Annotated in this window: 19 protein-coding genes; 11 read left to right on the top strand and 8 right to left on the bottom strand. The window is 72.2% G+C overall.

The window, feature by feature from the left end; translation table 11 throughout:
• Positions 1-249 precede the first annotated feature (249 nt).
• From SD460_RS30910 to SD460_RS30880, 7 genes are read left to right on the top strand one after another with little or no spacing between them, the layout of a single operon-like run.
• Positions 250-819: a helix-turn-helix domain-containing protein gene (locus SD460_RS30910; protein WP_290060103.1), complete on the top strand. Its 570-nt coding sequence runs from the start codon at positions 250-252 to the stop codon at positions 817-819.
• Positions 820-879: 60 nt separating this feature from the next.
• A complete protein-coding gene (locus SD460_RS30905) occupies positions 880-2,046 on the top strand; it encodes an NAD(P)/FAD-dependent oxidoreductase (protein ID WP_290060087.1) in 1,167 nt (388 codons plus the stop codon).
• On the top strand, positions 2,043-2,297 hold the full coding sequence (locus SD460_RS30900; protein ID WP_290060086.1) for a (2Fe-2S)-binding protein: 255 nt from the start codon (positions 2,043-2,045) through the stop codon (positions 2,295-2,297). Before SD460_RS30905 ends, SD460_RS30900 begins: the two co-directional genes overlap by 4 nt.
• Positions 2,294-3,580, top strand: coding sequence for an FAD/NAD(P)-dependent oxidoreductase (locus SD460_RS30895; RefSeq protein WP_318307104.1), 1,287 nt, complete (start codon positions 2,294-2,296; stop codon positions 3,578-3,580). The genes SD460_RS30900 and SD460_RS30895 overlap by 4 nt, the downstream gene beginning before the upstream one ends.
• Positions 3,577-4,482: a dihydrodipicolinate synthase family protein gene (locus SD460_RS30890; RefSeq protein ID WP_290061211.1), complete on the top strand. Its 906-nt coding sequence runs from the start codon at positions 3,577-3,579 to the stop codon at positions 4,480-4,482. Before SD460_RS30895 ends, SD460_RS30890 begins: the two co-directional genes overlap by 4 nt.
• Positions 4,483-5,484: a proline racemase family protein gene (locus SD460_RS30885; protein WP_290061212.1), complete on the top strand. Its 1,002-nt coding sequence runs from the start codon at positions 4,483-4,485 to the stop codon at positions 5,482-5,484.
• 34 nt (positions 5,485-5,518) lie between these two features.
• On the top strand, positions 5,519-6,298 hold the full coding sequence (locus SD460_RS30880) for a hypothetical protein (RefSeq protein ID WP_290061213.1): 780 nt from the start codon (positions 5,519-5,521) through the stop codon (positions 6,296-6,298).
• A 14-nt stretch (positions 6,299-6,312) separates the two neighbouring features.
• Here SD460_RS30880 and SD460_RS30875 read toward each other — a convergent pair whose 3' ends face one another.
• Positions 6,313-7,662: an FAD-dependent oxidoreductase gene (locus SD460_RS30875; RefSeq protein WP_318307103.1), complete on the bottom strand. Its 1,350-nt coding sequence runs from the start codon at positions 7,660-7,662 to the stop codon at positions 6,313-6,315.
• 24 nt (positions 7,663-7,686) lie between these two features.
• A complete protein-coding gene (locus SD460_RS30870) occupies positions 7,687-9,045 on the bottom strand; it encodes a nucleotide disphospho-sugar-binding domain-containing protein (RefSeq protein ID WP_290061216.1) in 1,359 nt (452 codons plus the stop codon).
• 211 nt (positions 9,046-9,256) lie between these two features.
• Between SD460_RS30870 and SD460_RS30865 the strand changes: the two genes are divergently transcribed.
• Both SD460_RS30865 and SD460_RS30860 read left to right on the top strand, forming a co-directional pair.
• Positions 9,257-9,778: a pyridoxamine 5'-phosphate oxidase family protein gene (locus tag SD460_RS30865; RefSeq protein WP_290061217.1), complete on the top strand. Its 522-nt coding sequence runs from the start codon at positions 9,257-9,259 to the stop codon at positions 9,776-9,778.
• Positions 9,775-10,554, top strand: a complete 780-nt coding sequence (locus tag SD460_RS30860; RefSeq protein WP_290061220.1) for a class I SAM-dependent methyltransferase — start codon at positions 9,775-9,777, stop codon at positions 10,552-10,554. Before SD460_RS30865 ends, SD460_RS30860 begins: the two co-directional genes overlap by 4 nt.
• 47 nt (positions 10,555-10,601) lie before the next feature.
• Here the strand turns inward: SD460_RS30860 and SD460_RS30855 are convergent, their stop codons facing one another.
• On the bottom strand, positions 10,602-11,765 hold the full coding sequence (locus SD460_RS30855) for an aminotransferase class I/II-fold pyridoxal phosphate-dependent enzyme (protein WP_290061222.1): 1,164 nt from the start codon (positions 11,763-11,765) through the stop codon (positions 10,602-10,604).
• A 146-nt stretch (positions 11,766-11,911) separates the two neighbouring features.
• On the opposite strand from SD460_RS30855, the gene SD460_RS30850 reads away from it, so the two are divergent.
• Together SD460_RS30850 and SD460_RS30845 are read left to right on the top strand one after the other, a co-directional pair.
• Positions 11,912-12,556, top strand: a complete 645-nt coding sequence (locus tag SD460_RS30850; protein ID WP_290061224.1) for a dTDP-4-dehydrorhamnose 3,5-epimerase family protein — start codon at positions 11,912-11,914, stop codon at positions 12,554-12,556.
• 128 nt (positions 12,557-12,684) lie between these two features.
• Entirely contained in the window at positions 12,685-14,277 is a 1,593-nt protein-coding gene (locus tag SD460_RS30845; protein ID WP_290061225.1) for an MFS transporter, read from the top strand.
• 52 nt (positions 14,278-14,329) lie between these two features.
• Here the strand turns inward: SD460_RS30845 and SD460_RS30840 are convergent, their stop codons facing one another.
• From SD460_RS30840 to SD460_RS30820, 5 genes are all read right to left on the bottom strand, one after another.
• Positions 14,330-14,686 carry a darcynin family protein gene (locus SD460_RS30840; RefSeq protein WP_290061227.1) on the bottom strand — a complete coding sequence of 119 codons (357 nt, stop codon included), beginning with the start codon at positions 14,684-14,686 and terminating at the stop codon, positions 14,330-14,332.
• 11 nt (positions 14,687-14,697) lie between these two features.
• On the bottom strand, positions 14,698-15,588 hold the full coding sequence (locus SD460_RS30835; protein ID WP_290061228.1) for an SDR family oxidoreductase: 891 nt from the start codon (positions 15,586-15,588) through the stop codon (positions 14,698-14,700).
• A gap of 109 nt (positions 15,589-15,697) precedes the next feature.
• Positions 15,698-17,080, bottom strand: a complete 1,383-nt coding sequence (locus SD460_RS30830; RefSeq protein ID WP_318307102.1) for a family 2B encapsulin nanocompartment shell protein — start codon at positions 17,078-17,080, stop codon at positions 15,698-15,700.
• Between the two features lie 5 nt (positions 17,081-17,085).
• The gene (locus SD460_RS30825; protein ID WP_318307101.1) at positions 17,086-18,489 is read right to left on the bottom strand and encodes a family 2B encapsulin nanocompartment shell protein; all 1,404 of its coding nucleotides are present in this window, start codon (positions 18,487-18,489) and stop codon (positions 17,086-17,088) included.
• A gap of 30 nt (positions 18,490-18,519) precedes the next feature.
• Complete coding sequence (locus SD460_RS30820) at positions 18,520-19,626, bottom strand: family 2 encapsulin nanocompartment cargo protein terpene cyclase (RefSeq protein ID WP_290062790.1); 1,107 nt, start codon at positions 19,624-19,626, stop codon at positions 18,520-18,522.
• Between the last annotated feature and the right edge of the window lie 25 nt (positions 19,627-19,651).

Below are 19,651 nucleotides of genomic sequence, written 5' to 3'. Positions count from 1 at the left end.
TGGGCGCCCGGTTCGGTGGGCGTAGCGGCCGGCTGTCACCGCGAAGACGCCGACCGCACCAGGTGGTCGAGCGGGCAGCGCAAGGCCGGTGCGGCGGCGCCGGTTTCCGTGGCGCGCCCGTCGCGGCGCCGGTGTCCACCGCCTTGAAGGTGGCGCGTGGCATCATGACGCTGGCCCGATCGGCGAACCGAACGGAGGGCGGGGCGCGTGGACGCTTTACCGAACGGCGGCGACCCGTCGATCCGCGACATGCTGGCGGTCAACCTGCGTGCCGCGCGGGCGGCGCGCGAGCTGTCGCTGTCGGAGCTGGCGCGGCGGTCCGGGATCGGCAAGGCGACGCTCTCGCAGCTCGAAGCGGGCACCGGCAACCCGACCATCGAGACCGTCTTCAGCCTGTCCCGCGCCCTCGAGGTGGCGATCTCCGACCTGCTCGACCACCGGCCGCGCGGCGGGCTGACCGTCGTGCGGGCGGCCGACGTCGAGGTGCTCCGCGGGGAGGGCGTCGACCTGCGGCCGCTGCGCCGGATCGAGGCCGACAACAGCGTCTTCGAGGTCTACGACCAGGTCGTGCGGGGTGACGCGCCGCAGCGCTCGCAGGGGCACGTCGGCGTCGAGCACACCGTCGTGCAGACCGGTGAGCTGCGGGTCGAGGTCTCCGGGCGGGTCGTCGAGCTCGGGCCGGGCGACTACGTGGCGTTCGACGCCCGCGAGCCGCACAGCTACACCGCGCTCGCGGCGCCGGTGCATTCGGTGCTGCTCCTGCAGTACCGCGCGGACGAGCGGCTCGACGGCCGGCCGCACCCCGTGCTGCAGGATTGACACTCCGCTCGCGGCGGACTTACGCTCCGATCGTTCGCTATACCGAACGCTGGAGGGTCGATGAACCGAACGCGGGTGGTGGTGATCGGCGCCGGGATCGTCGGCGCGGCCTGCGCCAGGGAACTCCGCCTGGCCGGCTTCGACGTCCTCGTCGTCGACCGCGGCCGGCCCGCGGGCGGCACCACCTCCCACGGGGAAGGCAACCTCCTCGTCTCGGACAAGGGACCCGGCGCGGAACTCGCGCTGGCGCGACTGTCGAACCGGTTGTGGCCGCGGCTGATCGCCGAAATCGCCGGGGAAGACCCGCGGGCGGCGTCCGCGGCGGAGTTCGACGCCAAGGGCGGCATCGTCGTCGCCACCACCGAGGCCGGCGCCCGCGCGCTGACCGCGTTCGCCGGGACGCAGGCCGCCGCCGGGGTGCGCACCGAACCGCTCTCCGCGGCCGACGTCGCCGAGGCCGAACCCGCGCTGACCCGCGAGGTGACCGCCGCCGTCCACTACCCCGAGGACGCCCAGGTGCAGCCGGCCGGCGCGGCGCTCGCGCTGCTCGGGTCCGCGCTCGCCCACGGCGCCCGGCTGCGCGCGGACACCGAGGTGACCGGGGCCCGCGTCGAAGGCGGCCGGCTCACCGGGGTCCGCGTAGCCGGCGAAGTCCTCGACGCGGACGTCGTCGTGAACGCGGCGGGTCCCTGGGCCGGCGAAGTCTCGGCGCGCCTCGGTGCCCCGATCGCCGTCCGGCCCCGCCGCGGGGAAGTGCTGGTGACCACCCCGATGCCCGGCGTGGTGCGGCACAAGGTCTACGACGCCGACTACGTCGGAGCGGTCGGGACCGGCAGTGGTGACCTGCAGACGTCCGCGGTGGTCGAGTCGACGCGCGGCGGCACCGTGCTGATCGGCTCGTCGCGGCGCCGGGTGGGGTTCGACGACGCGATCCGGCCGGAGGTGCTGGGCGCCATCGCGGCCAAGGCCGTCCGGCTGTTCCCCGCCCTCGCCGACGCGGCGGTGATGCGGGCCTACGGCGGCTTCCGGCCCTATGTGGACGATCACCTCCCGGTGCTGGGCGAGGATCCGCGGCTCGGGAACCTCTGGCACGCGACCGGGCACGAAGGCGCGGGGATCGGCCTCAGCGTCGGCACCGCGCGGCTGCTGCGGGAACTGCTCACCGGGGCGGCGCCGTCGATGCCGGTCGAAGAGTTCACTGTGGACCGTCCGGCGGTGGTCGCATGACCGTCGAAATCACCGTCGACGGCGAACCGGTGGCGGGGACCGACGGCCAGACCGTGGCCGCGGTGCTGCTGGCGTCCGGACGGCTGTCGTGGCGCACCACGCGGTCCGGCGCGCCGCGCGGCGTGTTCTGCGGGATCGGTGCCTGCTTCGACTGCCTGCTGACCGTGAACGGCGTGCCCGACGTCCGGGCCTGCCTCCGCCGCGCCGCCGACGGTGACGAGATCCGCACGCAGTCCCGGGCGGACGCGTGACGCGGGTGGTCGTCGTCGGCGCCGGGCCCGCCGGGCTCGCGGCCGCCGCGCACGCGGTGCGCGCCGGGGCCGACGTCACGCTGCTGGACCAGTCGGCCGCGCCGGGCGGGCAGTTCCACCGGCTGCCGCCGGGAGCGCCGCACGGGTTCGAGGCGATCCTGAGCCGGTGCTCGTGGTGGCCGGAAAGCACGGTGTGGGCGGTGGCGGGCAAACGCTTGCACGTCCTGCGCGGCCCGGCCGACGGCGCGGGACGGGAGCGGCACGTCCTCGAGCCCGACGCACTGGTCCTCGCCACCGGCGCGCACGACCGCACGCTGCCGTTCCCCGGCTGGCAGCTGCCCGGCGTCTACACCGCGGGTGCCGCGCAGGCGCTGGCGAAGGGGGAGCGGGTAGCCGTCGGCAGGCGGGTAGTGGTCGCCGGGGCCGGGCCGTTCCTGCTGCCGGTCGCCGAGTCCCTGCTGGCCGTCGGCGCCCGGGTGCTCGCGGTCCTGGAAGCGAATCCGGCGTCCACCGTCCGGAAAGGATGGTCGTGGCGGGACGCGCGCAAGGCGGGGGAGCTGGCCCGGTACGCGGCCGCGCTGGCCCGGCACCGGGTGCCGTACCACCTGGGGCGGGCGGTCGTCGAAGCCCGCGGGGACGACCGCGTGCGCGCGGTGGTCACCGCCCGCCTGCGCGCGGACTGGTCGGTCGTGCCCGGCACCGAACGGACCTACGAGGCCGACGCGGTCTGCGTCGGGCACGGGTTCGCGCCGCGACCGGAACTGGCCGTCGCGGCGGGATGCGCGCTCGACGGCGGGTTCGTCCGCGTCGGCGACGACCAGCGCACGAGCGTCCCCGGGGTGTTCGCCGCCGGGGAGCTGACCGGCATCGGCGGCGCGGTCGCCGCTGCGGCCGAAGGCGCGGTCGCCGGGTGCGCCGCGGCCGGCGGGGTGCCGGGCCGCGCGCTGCTCCGCGAGCGGGACCGCCTGCGGGGGTTCGCCGCCCGCCTCGCCGCCGCCCACCCGGTCGGCGCGGCCTGGCCGGGCTGGCTGCGCGAGGACACGATCGTCTGCCGGTGCGAGGAAACCACCGCCGGCGAACTGACGCGCGCGGCCCGCGACCCGGCCGCACCGGGCCCGCACGCGCTCAAGCTCGGCACCCGCGCCGGCCTCGGCCCCTGCCAGGGCCGGCTGTGCGGGGCCGCCGTGAGCGCGTTGTGCGGGACCGCCGAGCGCCACCACCGTCCGATCGCCCAGCCGATCCGCTTGGGCGAACTCGCCGAGGTGAAGGAGAACGACGCATGAGCGACCTTGGGGGCGTGGTCGTCGCCGCCGCCCTGCCGTACCGGGAGGACGACCGCGCGCCGGCCGGGCTGGCCGTCGACTACGACGCCTACGCCGAGCACTGCCGCTGGCTCGTCGAAAACGGCTGCCGGGGCGTCGGCCCGAACGGGTCGCTCGGCGAGTACTCCTCCCTCACCGACGAGGAACGCCGCCGCGTCGCGCGCACCGCGATCGAGGCCGTCGGCGACGCCGGGATCGTCGTCGTCGGCGTGCACGGTCCCGGCGCGCACCAGGCCCGCCACTGGGCCGAGGCGGCGGCCGAGGACGGCGCGGACGGGGTGCTGTGCCTGCCGCCGACGCTCTACCGCGCCAACCGCGGCGAGGTGCTCGCCCACTTCGAGGCCGTCGCCTCGGTGGGGCTGCCGGTGATGGTCTACAACAACCCGTTCGACACCAAGGTCGACCTCACGCCGGACCTGCTCGCCGAGATCGCGCGGATCGACAACGTCGTGGCGGTCAAGGAGTTCTCCGGAGACGTCCGGCGGGTGCTGGAGATCCGCGAGCGTGCGCCGGGGCTGGCGGTGATCGGCGGCGCCGACGACGTCGTGCTGGAGAGCCTGCTGATGGGCGCCACCGGGTGGTTCGCCGGGTTCCCGAACGTCTTCCCGGCCGAGTCGGCGCGCCTGTTCGAACTCGCCACCACGGGCAAGCTCGACGAAGCGAAGGCGCTCTACGAGCCGCTGGTGGCCGCGTTCCGCTGGGATTCGCGCACCGAGTTCGTGCAGGCCATCAAGCTCGGGATGGACCTGGTGGGGCGGCGGGGCGGGCCGTGCCGCCCGCCGCGGGGGCCGCTGTCGGACGTCCACCGCGAACAGGTCCGCACCGACATGGGCCGTGCGCTGGCCGCGCTGGGGGTGGCGTAGATGCGGGCCTCGCGCGCGATCACGGCGGTCGATTCGCACACCGAAGGCATGCCGACGCGGGTGGTCACCGGCGGCGTCGCCCCGATCCCCGGCGCCACGATGGCCGAGCGACGGCGGTACTTCATGGCCGAGCTCGACCACATCCGGCAGTTCCTGATGCACGAGCCGCGCGGCCACTCCGCGATGAGCGGCGCGATCCTGCAGCCGCCGTGCCGCGACGACGCCGACTGGGGCGTGGTGTACATCGAGGTGTCCGGCTGCCTGCCGATGTGCGGGCACGGCACGATCGGCGTCGCGACGGTGCTGGTGGAGACCGGCATGGTCGAGGTGACCGAGCCGGTGACCGTGGTGCGCCTGGACACCCCGGCCGGGCTGGTGCACGCCGAGGTCTCCGTGCGCGACGGGCGCGCCGAACGCGTCAAGCTGCGCAACGTCGCGTCGTTCCTCGCCGAGCGCGACGCCGTGGTCTCGGTGCCGGGCCTCGGCGACGTCCGCTACGACCTCGCCTACGGCGGGAACTTCTACGCCATCCTCGAACTGTCCCAAGTGGACATCCCGTTCGACCGGTCCGAAAAGGACCGGATCCTCGGCGCCGGGCTGGACATCATGGCCGCGATCAACGACCAGCGGCCCCCGAAGCACCCCGAAGACCCGCTGATCGGCGGCTGCAAGCACGTCCAGTTCCTCGCACCGGGCTCGGACGCGCGGGCGTCGCGCAACGCGATGGCCATCCACCCGGGCTGGTTCGACCGGTCGCCGTGCGGCACGGGCACGTCCGCCCGGATGGCCCAGCTGCACGCCCGCGGCGAGCTCCCGCTGCACACGCCGTTCGAGAACAGCTCGTTCATCGGCACGACGTTCACCGGCGAGCTGGTGGGGGAGACGGAGGTGGGCGGGGTGCCGGCGGTGATCCCGGAGTTCTCGGGCCGGGCGTGGATCACCGGCACCGCCACCTACCTGCTGGACCCGTCGGACCCCTTCCCGGCGGGCTTCGTGCTCTGAGCGGCGGGCAACGGATCAGCCGTAGGGTGACCGGGTGCCCGAACAGTCGAATCCCTGGCCGTCGGTCCCGTCCGGTGCCGCCGAGTGGCTGCGCGAGAGGTGCGGCGACGGCCTGACCGGATTCATGCCGCCCGCGATGCCGGACGCGGTCTGGGTGCTCAACGCCCTGTACGAACACGAGCGGGGGCCGGGCGAGACGTCGTACCACGAGGACCGCCAAGCGCGTATCGCCGAGGGACGCGTCCGGCCCCTCGTCCTCGGCGGCGTCGACCTCGAAACCGGGAGTGTGACGACGGGAGGCGGGCTGGGCCGCGCCGGCCACCCCGGCCCCGGCTGGCGGCGGCTGCGCTGGGCCGAACTCGCCCGGCGCACCGGCGACCCCGTCGTCCCCGAGGGCCTGCTCCCGTCTCACCGCTGCTTCCCTTCGGCCACCAAGGAAGGCAGCTGGCCGCTCGGCATCGTCCCGCCCACCGAAGGCAGCCTGGACCGCGAGACCTGGACGCGGCTGATCGGCGTCCTCGTCGACCACAGCCCCGCGGGCCCGGACACTCCCTGCCTGGCCTACTACAGCCCGCTGGTGCTCGGGGCCGCCGATTTCGAGAACCTCCACGTGCGGGCGGGGAAGCTCGGGGACGCCGAGATCCTGTACGACGACCCCGAGATCGACTTCAGTCCGTCGAACCTCTGGGCCGAGGACCGCTCCTGGTGCCTGTGCACCGACTACGACCTGTGGGGCACCAAGGTCGCCGGCTCCTCGCGCCTGGTCGAAGCGCTGCTGAGCGACGCCGAGATCGAGGCGGTCCGGCTGCCCTGAGGACGGACTGATCGCTAAGCGGCCAGCTGGTCGTCCCCGCGGGCGGCCCGCCGAGCGCCGCGCAGGACGCGCAACGCCAGACGGGGGCGCATCAGGGCCTGGGGTGGGTCGATCAGGCCCGCCACGCGCATGAACGCGTTCGTCACCTCCGCGTCGCGCGTCGCCGCGGACTGGACGCGGGAGACGTACGCGTTGCCGATGTGGGTCTTCACGCTGCGGCGGCCCGTCACGCCCGGGAACGCCAGGTCGCCGCCCGCCGCGATCTCCCACGGGGCGTCGACCACGCGGGCCGCGTCGGCGAAGAACTCGGCCGGGCGGAGTGTGCCGCCGAGGTGCTGCCGCAGGGTCCGGGCCTGCAACGCCGCCGCCGTCATGCCCTGGCCGTAGACCGGGTTGAACACGCAGAACGCGTCGCCGACCACGAGGAAGCCTTCGGGGAAGCGGGTCAGCCGCTCGTAGTGGCGCCGCGTGCTCGCCGGGAAGCGGAAGCAGACCGGCTCGGTCAGCGGTTCCGCGTCCGCGATGGCTTCGTGGATGTCCGGGACGGGCAGGGATTTCGCGTACGCCACGAATCCTTCCGGGTCCGTCGGCGGGTGGTCGCCGAGCAGGCCGGTGAGCGACAGTAGGCACTCGTCGCCGCCGAGGGTGTGGAAGAACGCGCCGCGCGGGTGGCCGGGGGTGGCGATCACGTTGATCGACTGCTCGTCGGTGAACGGGTTCGTCCGCAGCCGGTAGCGGCGGCTGGTGTAGGCGAGGTCGACCTTGACGCGCTCCTCGGGCACCTCCGGGTAGCCCAGGTCCCGCAGCCATTTGGGTGCCCGCGAGCCGCGGCCGGTGGCGTCGACGACGAGGGCGGCGTCGAGGCGCCGCGGGGTGCTGCCCTCGGCGCGCTCCTGGACGTGGACGCCGGTCACCCGGTTCCCGTCGGGCGTCGCGGCCAGGCCGGTGATGTCGTGGCCCTCGACGAACCGGACGTTGGGCAGCGCCGCGACCCGGGCCCGCACGTGGTGCTCCAGCACCGGCCGCGCGGCGCCGATGATGAGCAGGCCGGTCGGGCCCGGCCGCAGCCGGTGGCCGTCGACGTACCAGCGCATGCGCGCGGAGACGTCGCCGACCGGGACCCCGGCCGCGCGCAGTTCGCCGGTGAGCCCGGGGAACAGTTCCTCCACGGCCTGCTGCCCGCGGGCCAGCAGGCCGTGGGCGTGCCGGCCCTGGGGCACGCTCTGGCGCACCCCGGGCCCGGTGAACCGGTCGCGGTCCACCACGAGCACCTCGCCGTAGGCGTCGGCGAGGACGCGGGCCGTGAGCAGGCCCGAGATGCTTCCGCCGAGGACCACGGCGCGCTCCGCGCTTCCGTTGCTCATCCCGGCACCTCCTTCGGAGCGCGCCTAGGCGGCTCGATCGGTTGCACGACTCGAGAAGCGCGACGGCTGCGCGAGCTTCTCCAACTGGGCTACGACATCGGTGGGACTGGGGGCGGTCAGCAGATCGCCGTAGAGGCGGTCCGCGCCGTCCCGGAAGGACTCGTCGGTGAGGACCCGGGTCACCTGGGCCCGGATCGCCTCGATCGAGGGACGGCTGAGGTCGATCACGTCGCCGGCACCCGGGCCGGAGACGAACCCGACGGTGGTGGGCGCGACGACGTACCGGGTGGCCGCGACGCCGCCGTCGAGGGCGACCGCGGTGACGTCCTCCTCGAGGAAGTCGACGACGAGCTGCGGCACGCGCGAGGTCGCGGCGGCGATCGTGGTGCCGAAGCCGCCGTGGTGGATCAGCGCGGAGCAGGTCGGCATCAGCTGGTCGAGCGGGACGTAGTCGACCACCCGCACGTTGTCGGGGACGCGCGAGACCGCGCTCAGCTGCTTCTCGTTCAGCGTCGCGATGACCTCGATGTCCAGGCCGCCCAGCGCTTCGAGCAGGACCTCGACGTACTCCCAGCCGGTGGTCATGTAGTTGCGCATCGACAGCCCGAGCGACAGCGCGACGCGCGGCCGGTCCGGCAGCGGGTAGAGCCAGTCCGGGATGATCTCGGCGTTCGCGTGCGGGATCCACCGCACCGGAACCATCGTGGTCCGCACGGGCCAGTTGATGGCCGCCGGCATCGGGTTCAGCGTCCACTGCCCGAGCATCGTCTCGCGGTCGACCGGGACGCCGTACTTCTCCGCCATCGGCCGCACGGTCTCGGCCAGCGGGTTCTCGATGGACGGCGCCCCCGGCCGCCCGGTGATCTCCTCGAAGGTGTCGAGGCACCAGCCGACGAAGTCCGGCCCGGTGTAGCGGGCGTGCCGGGCGCCGACCGCCCGCGCGGCGACCCCGGCGCCGGCGAAGCACGGGTCCCAGATGACGAGGTCGGGCCGCCAGCCGCGGAAGAACTCGACGAGCCCGTCCATGGCGGGCAGGCTCGCCGCGTCGCCCTGGTAGGGGTTGAAGTCCCACATGGACGGCAGCAGGAACTGGCTGAAGATGTTCCACCGCTCCTGTGCCGCCTCGGGCAGGTCGAGAGCTTGGGTGATCAGCTCGACCTTGGCCCGTTCCTCGGTGTAGGCGTTGCCCGGGCCCATTGGCACCGGCATCGCGTCCTCGTCGCACACGGGGACGAACGGCAGGCCGGAGTTGGTGGCCACCGTGGCGAGCGCCGGGTGCGACACCACGTAGACCTCGTGCCCGGCGGCGCGCAGCGCCCAGGCGAGCGGGACCATCGGATAGAGGTGGACGGGGTTCGGCCACAGGGCGAACGCGACGCGCATGACGACTCCTTACATCCTATTTGTGCCCAATGGTCGCTACGTCCCATCCGCGGGTCTTCTTCCCGGTTGCGAGACCGCCCGGCTCCGGAGCCGGTGAAACGCACTGAGCACCCTCGGAGAAGAGAAACGGGCGCCGATCGGTCATGATCACCGGGGAAAGTTGGACAAATACGACTCTTGCCTCGAACCGGGCTGTGAGGAGGACTGCCGGATGACTGCGGAAGCACCAGAAGGCAAGGTGATCAGCGGGTACGACGCCCCCGCACCGAGCTGGGAGCTGGTGGAAAAGGGCCTCGTGCACGGGAACTCGACGTACTGGCTCTCGACCGTGCGCCCGGACGGCCGGCCGCACGTCATGCCGTTGTTCGGGGTCTGGGTCGACGGCTCGATGTACTTCACGTCGAACCCCACCAAGCGCAAGGCGAAGAACCTCGCGGAGAACCCGCACTGCGCCATCACGGCGACCAGTGACGACCTCGACATCGTCATCGAGGGCACGGCCGCGAAGGTGACCGACGAGGCCGAACTCCGGCGCATCGCCGAGGTGTACATCGACAAGTACGGCTGGCCGCTCACGGTCGAGGACGGCGCGTACTCGGCGCCCTTCGGCGCGCCCACCGCGGGACCGCCGCCGTACGAGCTCTACGAAGTCACCGTCGAGACCGTGTTCGGCCTGGGCACCTCGGAGCCCTACGGGTCGGGCCGCTGGCACTTCGGGGAGGCGGCCTCATGACCGCCGACGCCGAGCGCAGCTGGGCCGACATCCACGGCGCCTGGGGCGACGACCACGCCGAGCTCTACGACCTGGTGTTCACCAGCCGCGGCAAGAACTACGAAAACGAAGCCGACGACATCACCCGGATCATCCGGTCGCGCCGGCCCGCCGCGGAGAGCCTGCTGGACGTCGCCTGCGGGACCGGGGCCCACCTGGGCCGCTTCGGCAAGGCGTTCGACCACACCGAAGGCGTCGAGCTCGCCGAAGCCATGCGCTCGGTCGCGCGCCGCCGGCTGCCCGAGATCCCCGTGCACCCCGGCGACATGCGCACCTTCGAGCTGGGCCGCACCTTCGACGCGGTCGTCTGCCTCGGCAACGCGATCGCGTGCGTCGAGACCCTCGCCGACATGCGGCTCGCCGTCGATCGGCTGGTCAAGCACCTGGAACCGGGTGGCGTGCTGGTGGTCGAACCCGGCTGGTTCCCCGAGCAGTTCCTCGACGGGTACGTCGGCGGGCACCTGGTGGAGGAGGAGCGGCAGATCGTCTCCCGCGTCACGCACTCCACCCGGCAGGGTGACAGCGCCCGCGTGGAGATCAAGTTCGTCGTCGCGCGGCCGGACGGCATCCGGGAGTGGACGGACATCTTCCTGATGCACCTGTTCACCCGCGACGAGTACGTGAGCGCGTTCGAAGACGCCGGCTGCGCGGTCGAGTTCGCCGACATCCCGTGGCGGCTCGGCGAGCGCCCGCACAACGCGCCGGGCCTGTTCATCGCCGTGCGCAACGATTCCTGAACCCCGCCAGGTGGACGGCCGGACCTCGCCGAGGTCCGGCCGTCCGCTCAGGCCGCCCGGGCCTGTCCGCCGGTGCACGCCTCCCGGACGATCTCGCAGATCGCCGTGATCTCGGCGGGCCCGATGGCCGTGCCGGTCGGCAGCGAAAGCACGCGGTCGCACAACGCTTCCGTGCGCGGCAGCGGCAACGGCGTGTGCAGTGCCGGGTGGTCGCGGTACGGCGGGATCTGGTGGCAGCCGGGGTGGAAGTAGCGCCGGGCCAGCACGTTGTGCCGCGCCAATGCCCGCAGCACCGTGTCGCGATCGGCACCGGCGATGGCACCGTCGACCTCGATGACGATGTACTGGTGGTTCGCGCGTTCCCCGGGCGCCATTTCGTGCAGGCGCACGCCGTCGAGGCCGGCCAGCCCCGTCCGGTACAGCCGGTGGTTGCGGCGGTTCGCGGAGATGATCGTCGCCATCGCTTCGAGGGAAGTCAGCCCCATCGCGGCGGACGCTTCGGTCATCCGCCCGTTGATGCCGCACACCACCTGGTCCCGCTCGTCGTTCATCCCCAGGTTGCGCATGGCGCGGGCGCGCTCGGCGAGCTCGTCGTCGTCAGTGACGATCGCCCCGCCTTCGAAGCTGTTCAGGTACTTGGTCGCGTGGAAGCTGAACACCTCGGCGAGGCCGAACCCGCCGATCGGCGAGCCGCGGTAGGTGCAGCCCACCGCCTGGGCGGCGTCCAGGATGAGCGGCAGGCCGTGCCGGCCGGCGAGCGCGGTCAGCCGGTCGATCCGGCACGGCCTGCCGAACACGTGCACGCCGACGATCGCGCGGGTCCGCGGCCCGATCAGGCGCGCGACGTGGTCCGGGTCCGCGTTGGCCGTCTCGTCGACGTCGCAGAACACCGGCGTGGCCCCGATCCAGTGCAGTGCGTGGGCCGTCGCGGGCGAAGTGAAGGACGGGACGACGACCTCGTCGCCCGGCGCGACCCCGGCCGCCTTCGCCGCGATCTGGATGCCCACGGTCGCGTTGCCCACCGGGACGCAGTGCCGGGTCCCGGCCAGTTCGGCGACCCGCGCCTCGAATTCCCGCACCAGCGGGCCGTTGTTGGCCAGCCAGTGCCGGTCCAGCGCGCCGCCGAGCCGGTCGAGGAACCGGCCGCGGTCGCCGATGTTCGGACGGCCGACGTGCAGCGGCGTGCCGAACCGCGGTGGTGACTCTGTCATCTGCACTCCTCCCGACCGGCCGTGTTCCGCGTGAGTGCGCACGGTTGGCCTTCTTGGTCCTGTTGATGGCGATCTGACCGTTTTGTGCGCGATAATCCTGCCTCACGTCGTGGCGTTCATCGCCGGTCCGGAAGAGGGTGGGCACATTGGGAGAGGTCCGAGAAGCCAGGGAACTGGCCGTACCCGGCGCGTTCGAGTTCGGCCCGCGGGTGTTCCCGGACGAGCGGGGCCTGTTCGTGTGCCCGTTCCAGGAGGCGGGTTTCGTCAAGGCGGTCGGCCACCCGCTGAAGGTGGCGCAGCTCAACCACAGCCGGTCCCGGCGCGGCACGATCCGGGGGCTGCACTACGCCGACGTGCCACCCGGCCAGGCGAAGTACGTCTACTGCTCGCGCGGGGCGCTGCTGGACGTGGTGGCCGACATCCGCGTCGGGTCCCCGACCTTCGGCGCGGTGGACGCGGTGCGCCTCGACCCGCTCGAATTCCGCGCGGTGTACGTGCCGGAGGGGCTCGGCCACGCGATCATGGCCCTCGAGGACGACACGGTGCTGTCCTACCTGTGCACGACGGAGTACGACGCGGGCCGCGAGCACGGCCTCGACCCGCTGGACCCGGAACTGGGGCTGCCGTGGCCGCCGGGCTTCGAGCCGTTGCTGTCGGACAAGGACCGCGCGGCCCCCGGCCTGGCCCAGGCGCGGGAAGAAGGGCTGCTGCCGCGGTACGAGGAATGCGTGGCGCACTACCGGCGGCTGCGCGAAAATCCGGTCCACGCCGATTCGACATCGGCGCACTGAATTACGAACATAGTGTCGAAACCGCGGCGGCGCCGCAAAGAAGCCCCAAGTTCGCATTTTCAAGGATGCCCGCACCGGCGATCGGGTCGAGGGTTGACGGTATATGCCGGACGCATGAAGGGTTTCTCATGACAACGAACAGCTCGACCCACTCCGGTGAGCGGGCGGGCAGGCGGGAGTGGGTCGGCCTGGCCGTCCTCACGCTTCCGACCCTGCTGCTGGCGCTGGACATGAGCGTGTTGCTCCTGGCGATTCCGCACGTGACCGCGGATTTGCACCCCAGCAGTTCGCAAATGCTGTGGATCATCGACATCTACGGGTTCACCATCGCCGGGCTCCTGGTCACGAGCGGAAACCTCGGCGACCGCATCGGGCACCGGAAACTGCTGATGATCGGTGCGACGCTGTTCAGCGCGGCGTCGGCCGTGGCCGCGTTTTCCACCAGCGCGACGATGCTCATCATCGCCCGGGCGGCGCTCGGGATCGCCGGGTCCACTTTGGTCCCGACCGAAATGGCCCTGATCAGCAACATGTTCCGCGACGCGAAGCAGCGCGGCATGGCGCTCAGCATCTGGACGAGCTGCTTCATGGTCGGCCTGGCGATCGGCCCGCTGGTCGGCGGCGTGATGCTGTCGGCGTTCTGGTGGGGCTCGGTGTTCCTGCTCGGCCTGCCGGTGATGGTGCTGCTGCTGGTCGCCGCGCCGATCCTGCTGCCGCGGTCCGAACCCGGGACGGGAGGCGGCAGGCTGGACCTGGTCAGCGCCGCGCTGTCGCTGGCCGCGGTCCTGCCGGTCATCTACGGCCTGAAGGAACTGGCCCGCGGCGAGGCGGTGCTCGTGCCGACCGTGGTCCTCGTGGCGGGCCTGCTCTTCGGTGCGGCGTTCGTCCGCCGTCAGCGCCGGCTCGCCGACCCGCTCCTGGACATCCGGCTGCTGGGCCGGCCCGCCTTCAGCGGCGCGCTCGGCATCCTGCTGCTCGGCGGGTCCACGATCAGCGGCATCCTGCTGCTGTTCAACCAGTACCTGCAGCTGGTGCTCGGCTTGTCGCCGCTGAACTCCGGGCTCTGGCTGATCCCGTACACCGTCGCGATGATGGTCGGGTACATGGTGGCGCCGCCGCTGGCGCAGAAGTTCCGCCCGGCGTTCGTCATCGCCGTCGGGATGGCCGTGTCCGCCGCCGGTTTCCTGCTGCTCACGCAGGTTCCGGTGACGAACGGGCTGCCGGTCACGGTGATCGGCACGGTCCTCGCGACCGGCGGGCTCTCCCCGATGGTGGTGCTCGGCATCAACCTGGTGATCGGCTCGGCCCCGCCGGAGAAGGCGGGCGCCGCGGGCGCGATTTCGCAGACCAGCAACGAACTCGGCATCGCGCTCGGGATCGCGTTGTTCGGCAGCATCGCCACGGCCGCCTACCGCGGGCAGATCGAGGTGCCGGCCGGGGTGCCGTCGGACGTCGCCACCGCGGCCAACGGCGGCATCGCCGAGGGCACGGCCGCCGCCCAGAGCCTGTCCGGCCAGGTCGGCAGCACGCTGCTCACGTCGGTGCGTGAGGCGTTCACGAGCGGGTTCGCGGTCGCGGCGCTCGTCTGCGCGATCCTGATCGCGCTGCTCGCGACGCTCGCGCTGGTCCTGTTCCGCAACGTCCGGATGGACGGCGAAGAGGCCGCACCGGCCGACGCGGACATCACGCCGGCGCCGGTGGAGGCCGACGAAGCCGCCTGACCCGGGTACCGGAAGCGCCGAGGGCACGCCGCCCTCGGCGCTTCCGGCTTTCCTAGAGGTCGACGGTCGCGAAGGTGTCCATCCCGTAGTTCTTCGCGTACCCGTTCTCCACCCCGACCAGGATCTCGGCGATCTCGAAGTACCGGTCCCAGAACGGGGTTTCGCGCAGGGCCTCGATCACCAGCTGGTACGACTGGTGGTCGGCGGCCTCCCACACCCAGACGTCGGTGACGCGCGCGGAGTAGAACTCCGTGTCGAAGAACCGCGACCGCACCCCCGCGGCCTTTTCCTTGACGACCGGGAGGATCTCGGTCTCGAACGCGTGCACCCGCTCCGCCACGGTGAGACCCAGCCACTCGGGTGTCGTCTTCACGAGCATGAAGGCGGTTACGCCGGCTTCGAAGGACATGACTTCCCCTTTCAGGCGTACGCGCCGGCTTCGATGTCCTCGACCAGGCCCGGTCCGGACGGCGTCCAGCCGAGCAGCTCGCGCGTGCGGGTGCTCGACGCCGTCATGTCCAGCGCGAAGAACCGGCCGACGAACCCGAAGTGCTCGCCGACGTTCTCGGGCGCCAGCGAGACGACCGGGACGTCGAGCGTGCGCCCGACCGCCTCGGCGATTTCGCGCGCCGTCACGGCTTCCTCCGCGACGGCGTGCAGCCGGGACCCGGCCGGGGCGCCTTCGAGGCCGAGGCGGACGAGCTCGGCCGCGGCGGGCCGGGCGACCGCGGCCCACGCGGTGGTGCCGTCGCCGGGGTAGGCCGACACGCCGTGCTTGCGCGCGGCCGCCGTGATCGCGGCCAGGAACCCGTGGTCGCCGGGGCCGTGCACCGAGGGGGCGAAGCGGACGCTCAGCACCCGGACGCCCTTCTCGGCGTACTCGAGCGCGAGGTTCTCGGCGCCACCGCGGTGCGAGCCCGGGCCGACCTCGGGGGAGACGTCGGCCTCCGTGGCGGGCCGCCCCTTCACCAGGCCGGAGAGGCCGGCCGCGAGGGCGAACGGCCGGCCTGTGCCCACGAGGGCTTCGGCGAGCGTCTCGACGGCGGCCCGTTCGGCCCGGTTGCTTTCCGCCGGGTTGCCCCAGTCGTGCTTGTTGGCGAGGTGGACGACGGCCTGGGCGTCGAGGGCGCCGTCGCGTAGCCCGGCCAGGTCGTCGAGGTCGCCGCGCCGGACCCGCGCGCCCTTCTTGCCGAGCGCGAGCGCGGCGGCGTCCGAGCGGGCGAGGCCGGTGACCTCGTGCCCGGCGCCGAGAAGCTCGTCGACGACGGCCGAGCCGATCCAGCCGGTCGCGCCGGTGACGAACACGTGCATTCTGCTGCTCCTTCTTCGGAATCTCTTGTCGAGATCGAAGTTAGGAGTCGCGGGGTGTCCGTGCCACGCAACTTCGGCAAGCAGTACTTGCGTCAGGCGCAATTGTCCGTCAGTTCGCGACCTCCACGTCGTCGAGAACACCGAGTGCGTCCGGGACCAGCACAGCCGCGGAGTGGTAAGCGCTGACGAGGTAGGAGGTGATCGCGCGTTCGCTGATCCCCATCCACCGGACGTTCACCCCCGGCTGGTGCTCATCGGGGAGTTCCTTGGGCCGTAGGCCGATCACTCCGGCGTCGTCTTCGCCGGTGCGCATCGCCAGGATCGACGTCGTGCCCGTCTCGGTCACCGGAATCTTGTCGCACGGCAGGATCGGCACCCCGCGCCAGGTCTGCACGCGTTTCCCGTCCAGCACGCCGATATCGGGATACACCCGGTGCGCAGTACACGCGCGTCCGAACGCGGCGATCGCGCGGGGATGGGCGAGGAAAAACTTCGTTTTCCGCCGCCGGCACAGCAAATCATCCATGTCCAACGGCGTTGGCGGGCCGGTGCGGGTGGTGAGACGGTGTTTGAGGTCGGTGTTGTGCAGCAGCCCGAAGTCGGTGTTGTTGATCAGGTCGTGTTCCTGCCGTTCCCGCAACGCTTCCACCGTCAGCCGCAGCTGCTGCTCGAGCTGGTCGTGGGGGGTGTTGTAGAGGTCGGTGACCCGGTTGTGCACTTGCAGCACGGTTTGTGCGACGGCGAGTTCGTATTCCCGCGGCGCCGGGTCGTAATCGACATACGTCCCGGCCAGCAAGGGTTCCCCGTCATGCCCGGCGGAGAGGTCGATGCTGGCTTCGCCTTTGCTGTTCTGCGGTTTCCGAGGTCGCGCGGCCGCCTCGGCGACATGCGTCCGCAGGGATTCCAGCCGCCCGTTGAGGCGGGCGTAGGTGGCGGCGGGCAGGACGAGGGCGGTGACGCGGGTGGCGGCGCGGGCGGTGAACCCCCAGGTCGCGTCGTCGCGGGTGAGGAGGTCGGCGCCGAGGTGGTCACCGTCGGTGGCGGTGGCCAGGGCGGCGTCGTCGCCGTAGGGGCCGCTGCGGTGGCGGGTGACTTTGCCGTGCGCGATCAGGATCAGCATGTCCAGCGGCGCCCCCTCCCCGGCCAGAACAGTGCCGGGGTCGTATTCGCGGTGCTCGAACGCCCCCGCCAACGCGGCCAGCGCGGTCTCGTCGGCGAAGTCCCGCAGCAGCGCGAGTTCGGTCAGTTCCGCGGGGACGACCTGGACCTGGGAGCCGGTGGTGTAGAAGGAGAGTTTGCCGTCGCCGAGGGTGTAGGTGAGGCGGCGGGTGACGCGGTAGCTGCCGGCGGGGACCTCGACCCAGGGGAGCTGGGTGAGCAGCCAGCGGGGGGTGATGCCGCGCATCTGGGGGCGGGATTTGGTGGTGGTGGCCAGGGTCCGCGCGGCCGCGACCCCCAGCGCCTGCTGTGGGGTGGGTTCGGTCAGGGTCACGGCGGTCAGTGTTCCCGGCCGAGTTCGACGCTTTCCAGCACGGCGAGGGCGTCGGGGACGAGGACGGCGGCGGAGTAGTAGGCGGAGACGAGGTAGGAGATGACGGCCTGGTCGTTGATGCCCATGAACCGCACGTTGAGCCCGGGCTGGTATTCATCGGGCAGGCCGGTCTGGTGCAGCCCGATCACGCCTTGCGCAGCTTCGCCGGTGCGCATGAGCAGGATGGAGCTGGTGCGGGTGTCGGAGACGGGGATTTTGTTGCAGGGCAGCAGCGGGATGCCGCGCCAGGCGGGGACCTGGTGCCCGCCGAGGTCGACCGGGGTGGGGTAGAGCCCGGCCTGGGAGCATTCGCGGCCGAACGCGGCGATGGTGGCGGGGTGGGCGAGGAAGAAGGCGGGGTCTTTCCAGACCAGGGTGAGCAGTTCGTCGAGGTCGTCGGGGGTGGGTGGGCCGGTGCGGGTGGGGATGCGCTGGGCGAAGTCGGCGTTGTGCAGGAGCCCGAAGTCGGTGTTGTTGACCAGTTCGTGTTCCTGCCGTTCCCGTAGTGCTTCGACGGTCAGGCGGAGTTGTTGTTCGATCTGGTTGTGAGGCTGGTTGTAGAGGTCGGCGACGCGGGAGTGCACGCGTAGGACGGTCTGGGCGAGGGAGAGTTCGTATTCCCGCGGTGCGGCGTCGTAGTCGACGAAGGTGGCGGGCAGGTGGGGTTCGCCGTCGTGGCCGGAGGCCAGGGTGATTTCGGCTTCGCCGTGGTCGTTGGCTGCTGCGGTGCCGCGGGCGCGGTAGGTGTCGAGGTGGTGTTGGAGGGTGGGGAAGTGGGTGAGGAGGTCGTCGAAGGCGGTGCGGGGGAGGGTCAGGACGGTGCAGGCGGTGACGGCTTTGGCGGTGAATTCCCAGATGCCGTCGGTGTGGGTGAGGGTGGTGTCGCCGAAGTAGTCGCCGTCGGCGAGGGTGGCGAGGGTGGTGTGGTCGCCGTAGGCGCCGGTGCCGATTTTGGTGATTTTGCCGTGGGCGATGAGGAAGACCTGGTCGGCGGGGGAGCCGAATTCGACGAGGGTGTCGCCGGGTTGGTAGTGGTGCTGGGTGAAGCGGGTGGCGAGTTCGGTGAGGACGTCGTCGTCGTCGTAGCCGCGCAGCGGGGCGAGTTCGCCGAGTTCGGGTGGGATGACGCGGACGTGGCTGCCGGTGGTGGTGAAGGTGACGCGGCCGTCGCCGACGGCGTAGGAGAGGCGGCGGTTGACGCGGTAGGAGCCGGCGGTGACGTCGGTCCAGGGGAGGGCTTTGAGGAGCCAGCGGGTGGAGATGCCTTGCATCTGGGGGAGGGATTTGGTGGTGGTGGCGAGGGTGCGGGCGGCGGCCCGGCCGAGGCTTTGTGGTGCTTGTTCGGTGTTCGCCGGGTCGGTGACAGTCACAACCAAAACCACCCAATCATTCGAGGATTGTCAGGACTGGTAACGCGGATTCGTGGCGTGCCAGGTGAAGCCGCCACCCATCCAGGAACGGACGCCCACGAGGAAGCGCTGCAGCTCCGGGGACGGCACAGCGAGCAGCTCGCGGTGGCCGTCCTCGAACTCGTGGACGATCCGGTTGTGCAGGGCGACGGTGGCTTCGACCGCCTCCTCGACCGGGCAGCCCCGGTCCGCGGCGATCTGCAGGACCATGTTGCAGACCGGTTTTTCGTCGGCCGCGTCCTTGGCCACCGAGTGGAGGTCGTTGACCAGCACCGCCGCCGTCCCGGCGCGCATCATCGCCTCGCGCACGCGCGGGTCGTAGTAGAACGGCGCGGCCAGCTCGTAGCCGCCGACGGCGTCGACGAGGGTCATCGACGTGTAGAAGGAATCGTGCTGGCGCGCCGCCAGGTACTCCCACGCCGGGGGGTAGCGGCCGGTGTGGCGCCACGCCGCGTAGGCGTCCCAGCTGACGAACATCGCGAACGTCGAGTAGCAGACCCGCTGCACGAGCACCGGCGAGCCGTGCCGGCCCAGGTGCTCGACCGCCGAGTGCAGCCCGACCAGGATCGGGTCCGCGCGCAGCGCTTCTTCCAGCGGTGGCGTGAACTCCCCGGCCGGCGCGACCGGGTCCATGGCCGCCATCACCAGCGCCAGGCGCGGCGGGAGCTCGGTGGGCGCGGCACCCAGCTCGCTGTCGTCGGCGTAGTAGTCGTCCGCGGCCCACCAGACCGCGTTCAGCTGGGCCGCGACGAGCAGCCGGTCGGGGTCGTCGCAGTCGCTGTGGGCGAGCATCACCAGCCTGCCGAACCCCGCGCCGGCGATCTGTTCCAGGCCTTCGCCGGTGAACCCGCAGTCCGCGGCCCAGGCGACCAGCCGCCGGTCGATCTCCGCGGCGAGGGCTTCGTCGACGCGGCCCACCACCGGGCAGTAGAGCGGCGACGCGCTGCCGTCACCCCACGGCAGGTACGCGTACGCCGGGTCCGGCCCGGGCGCGGGCGCGAACTGCGTCGCGATCCGCGCCGCCGACGTCCCGAGGCCGAACGGTCCCGGCGGCACCCCGCCCACGGCTCCGGCCGTCCACTGTGGACATACCGTCATGGTGGTCTCCCTCGGCACCGGCCCG

The sequence above is a fragment of the Amycolatopsis solani genome, assembly GCF_033441515.1.
Taxonomy (GTDB): domain Bacteria; phylum Actinomycetota; class Actinomycetes; order Mycobacteriales; family Pseudonocardiaceae; genus Amycolatopsis; species Amycolatopsis solani.
This window is presented reverse-complemented; position numbering and strand designations above follow the sequence as displayed.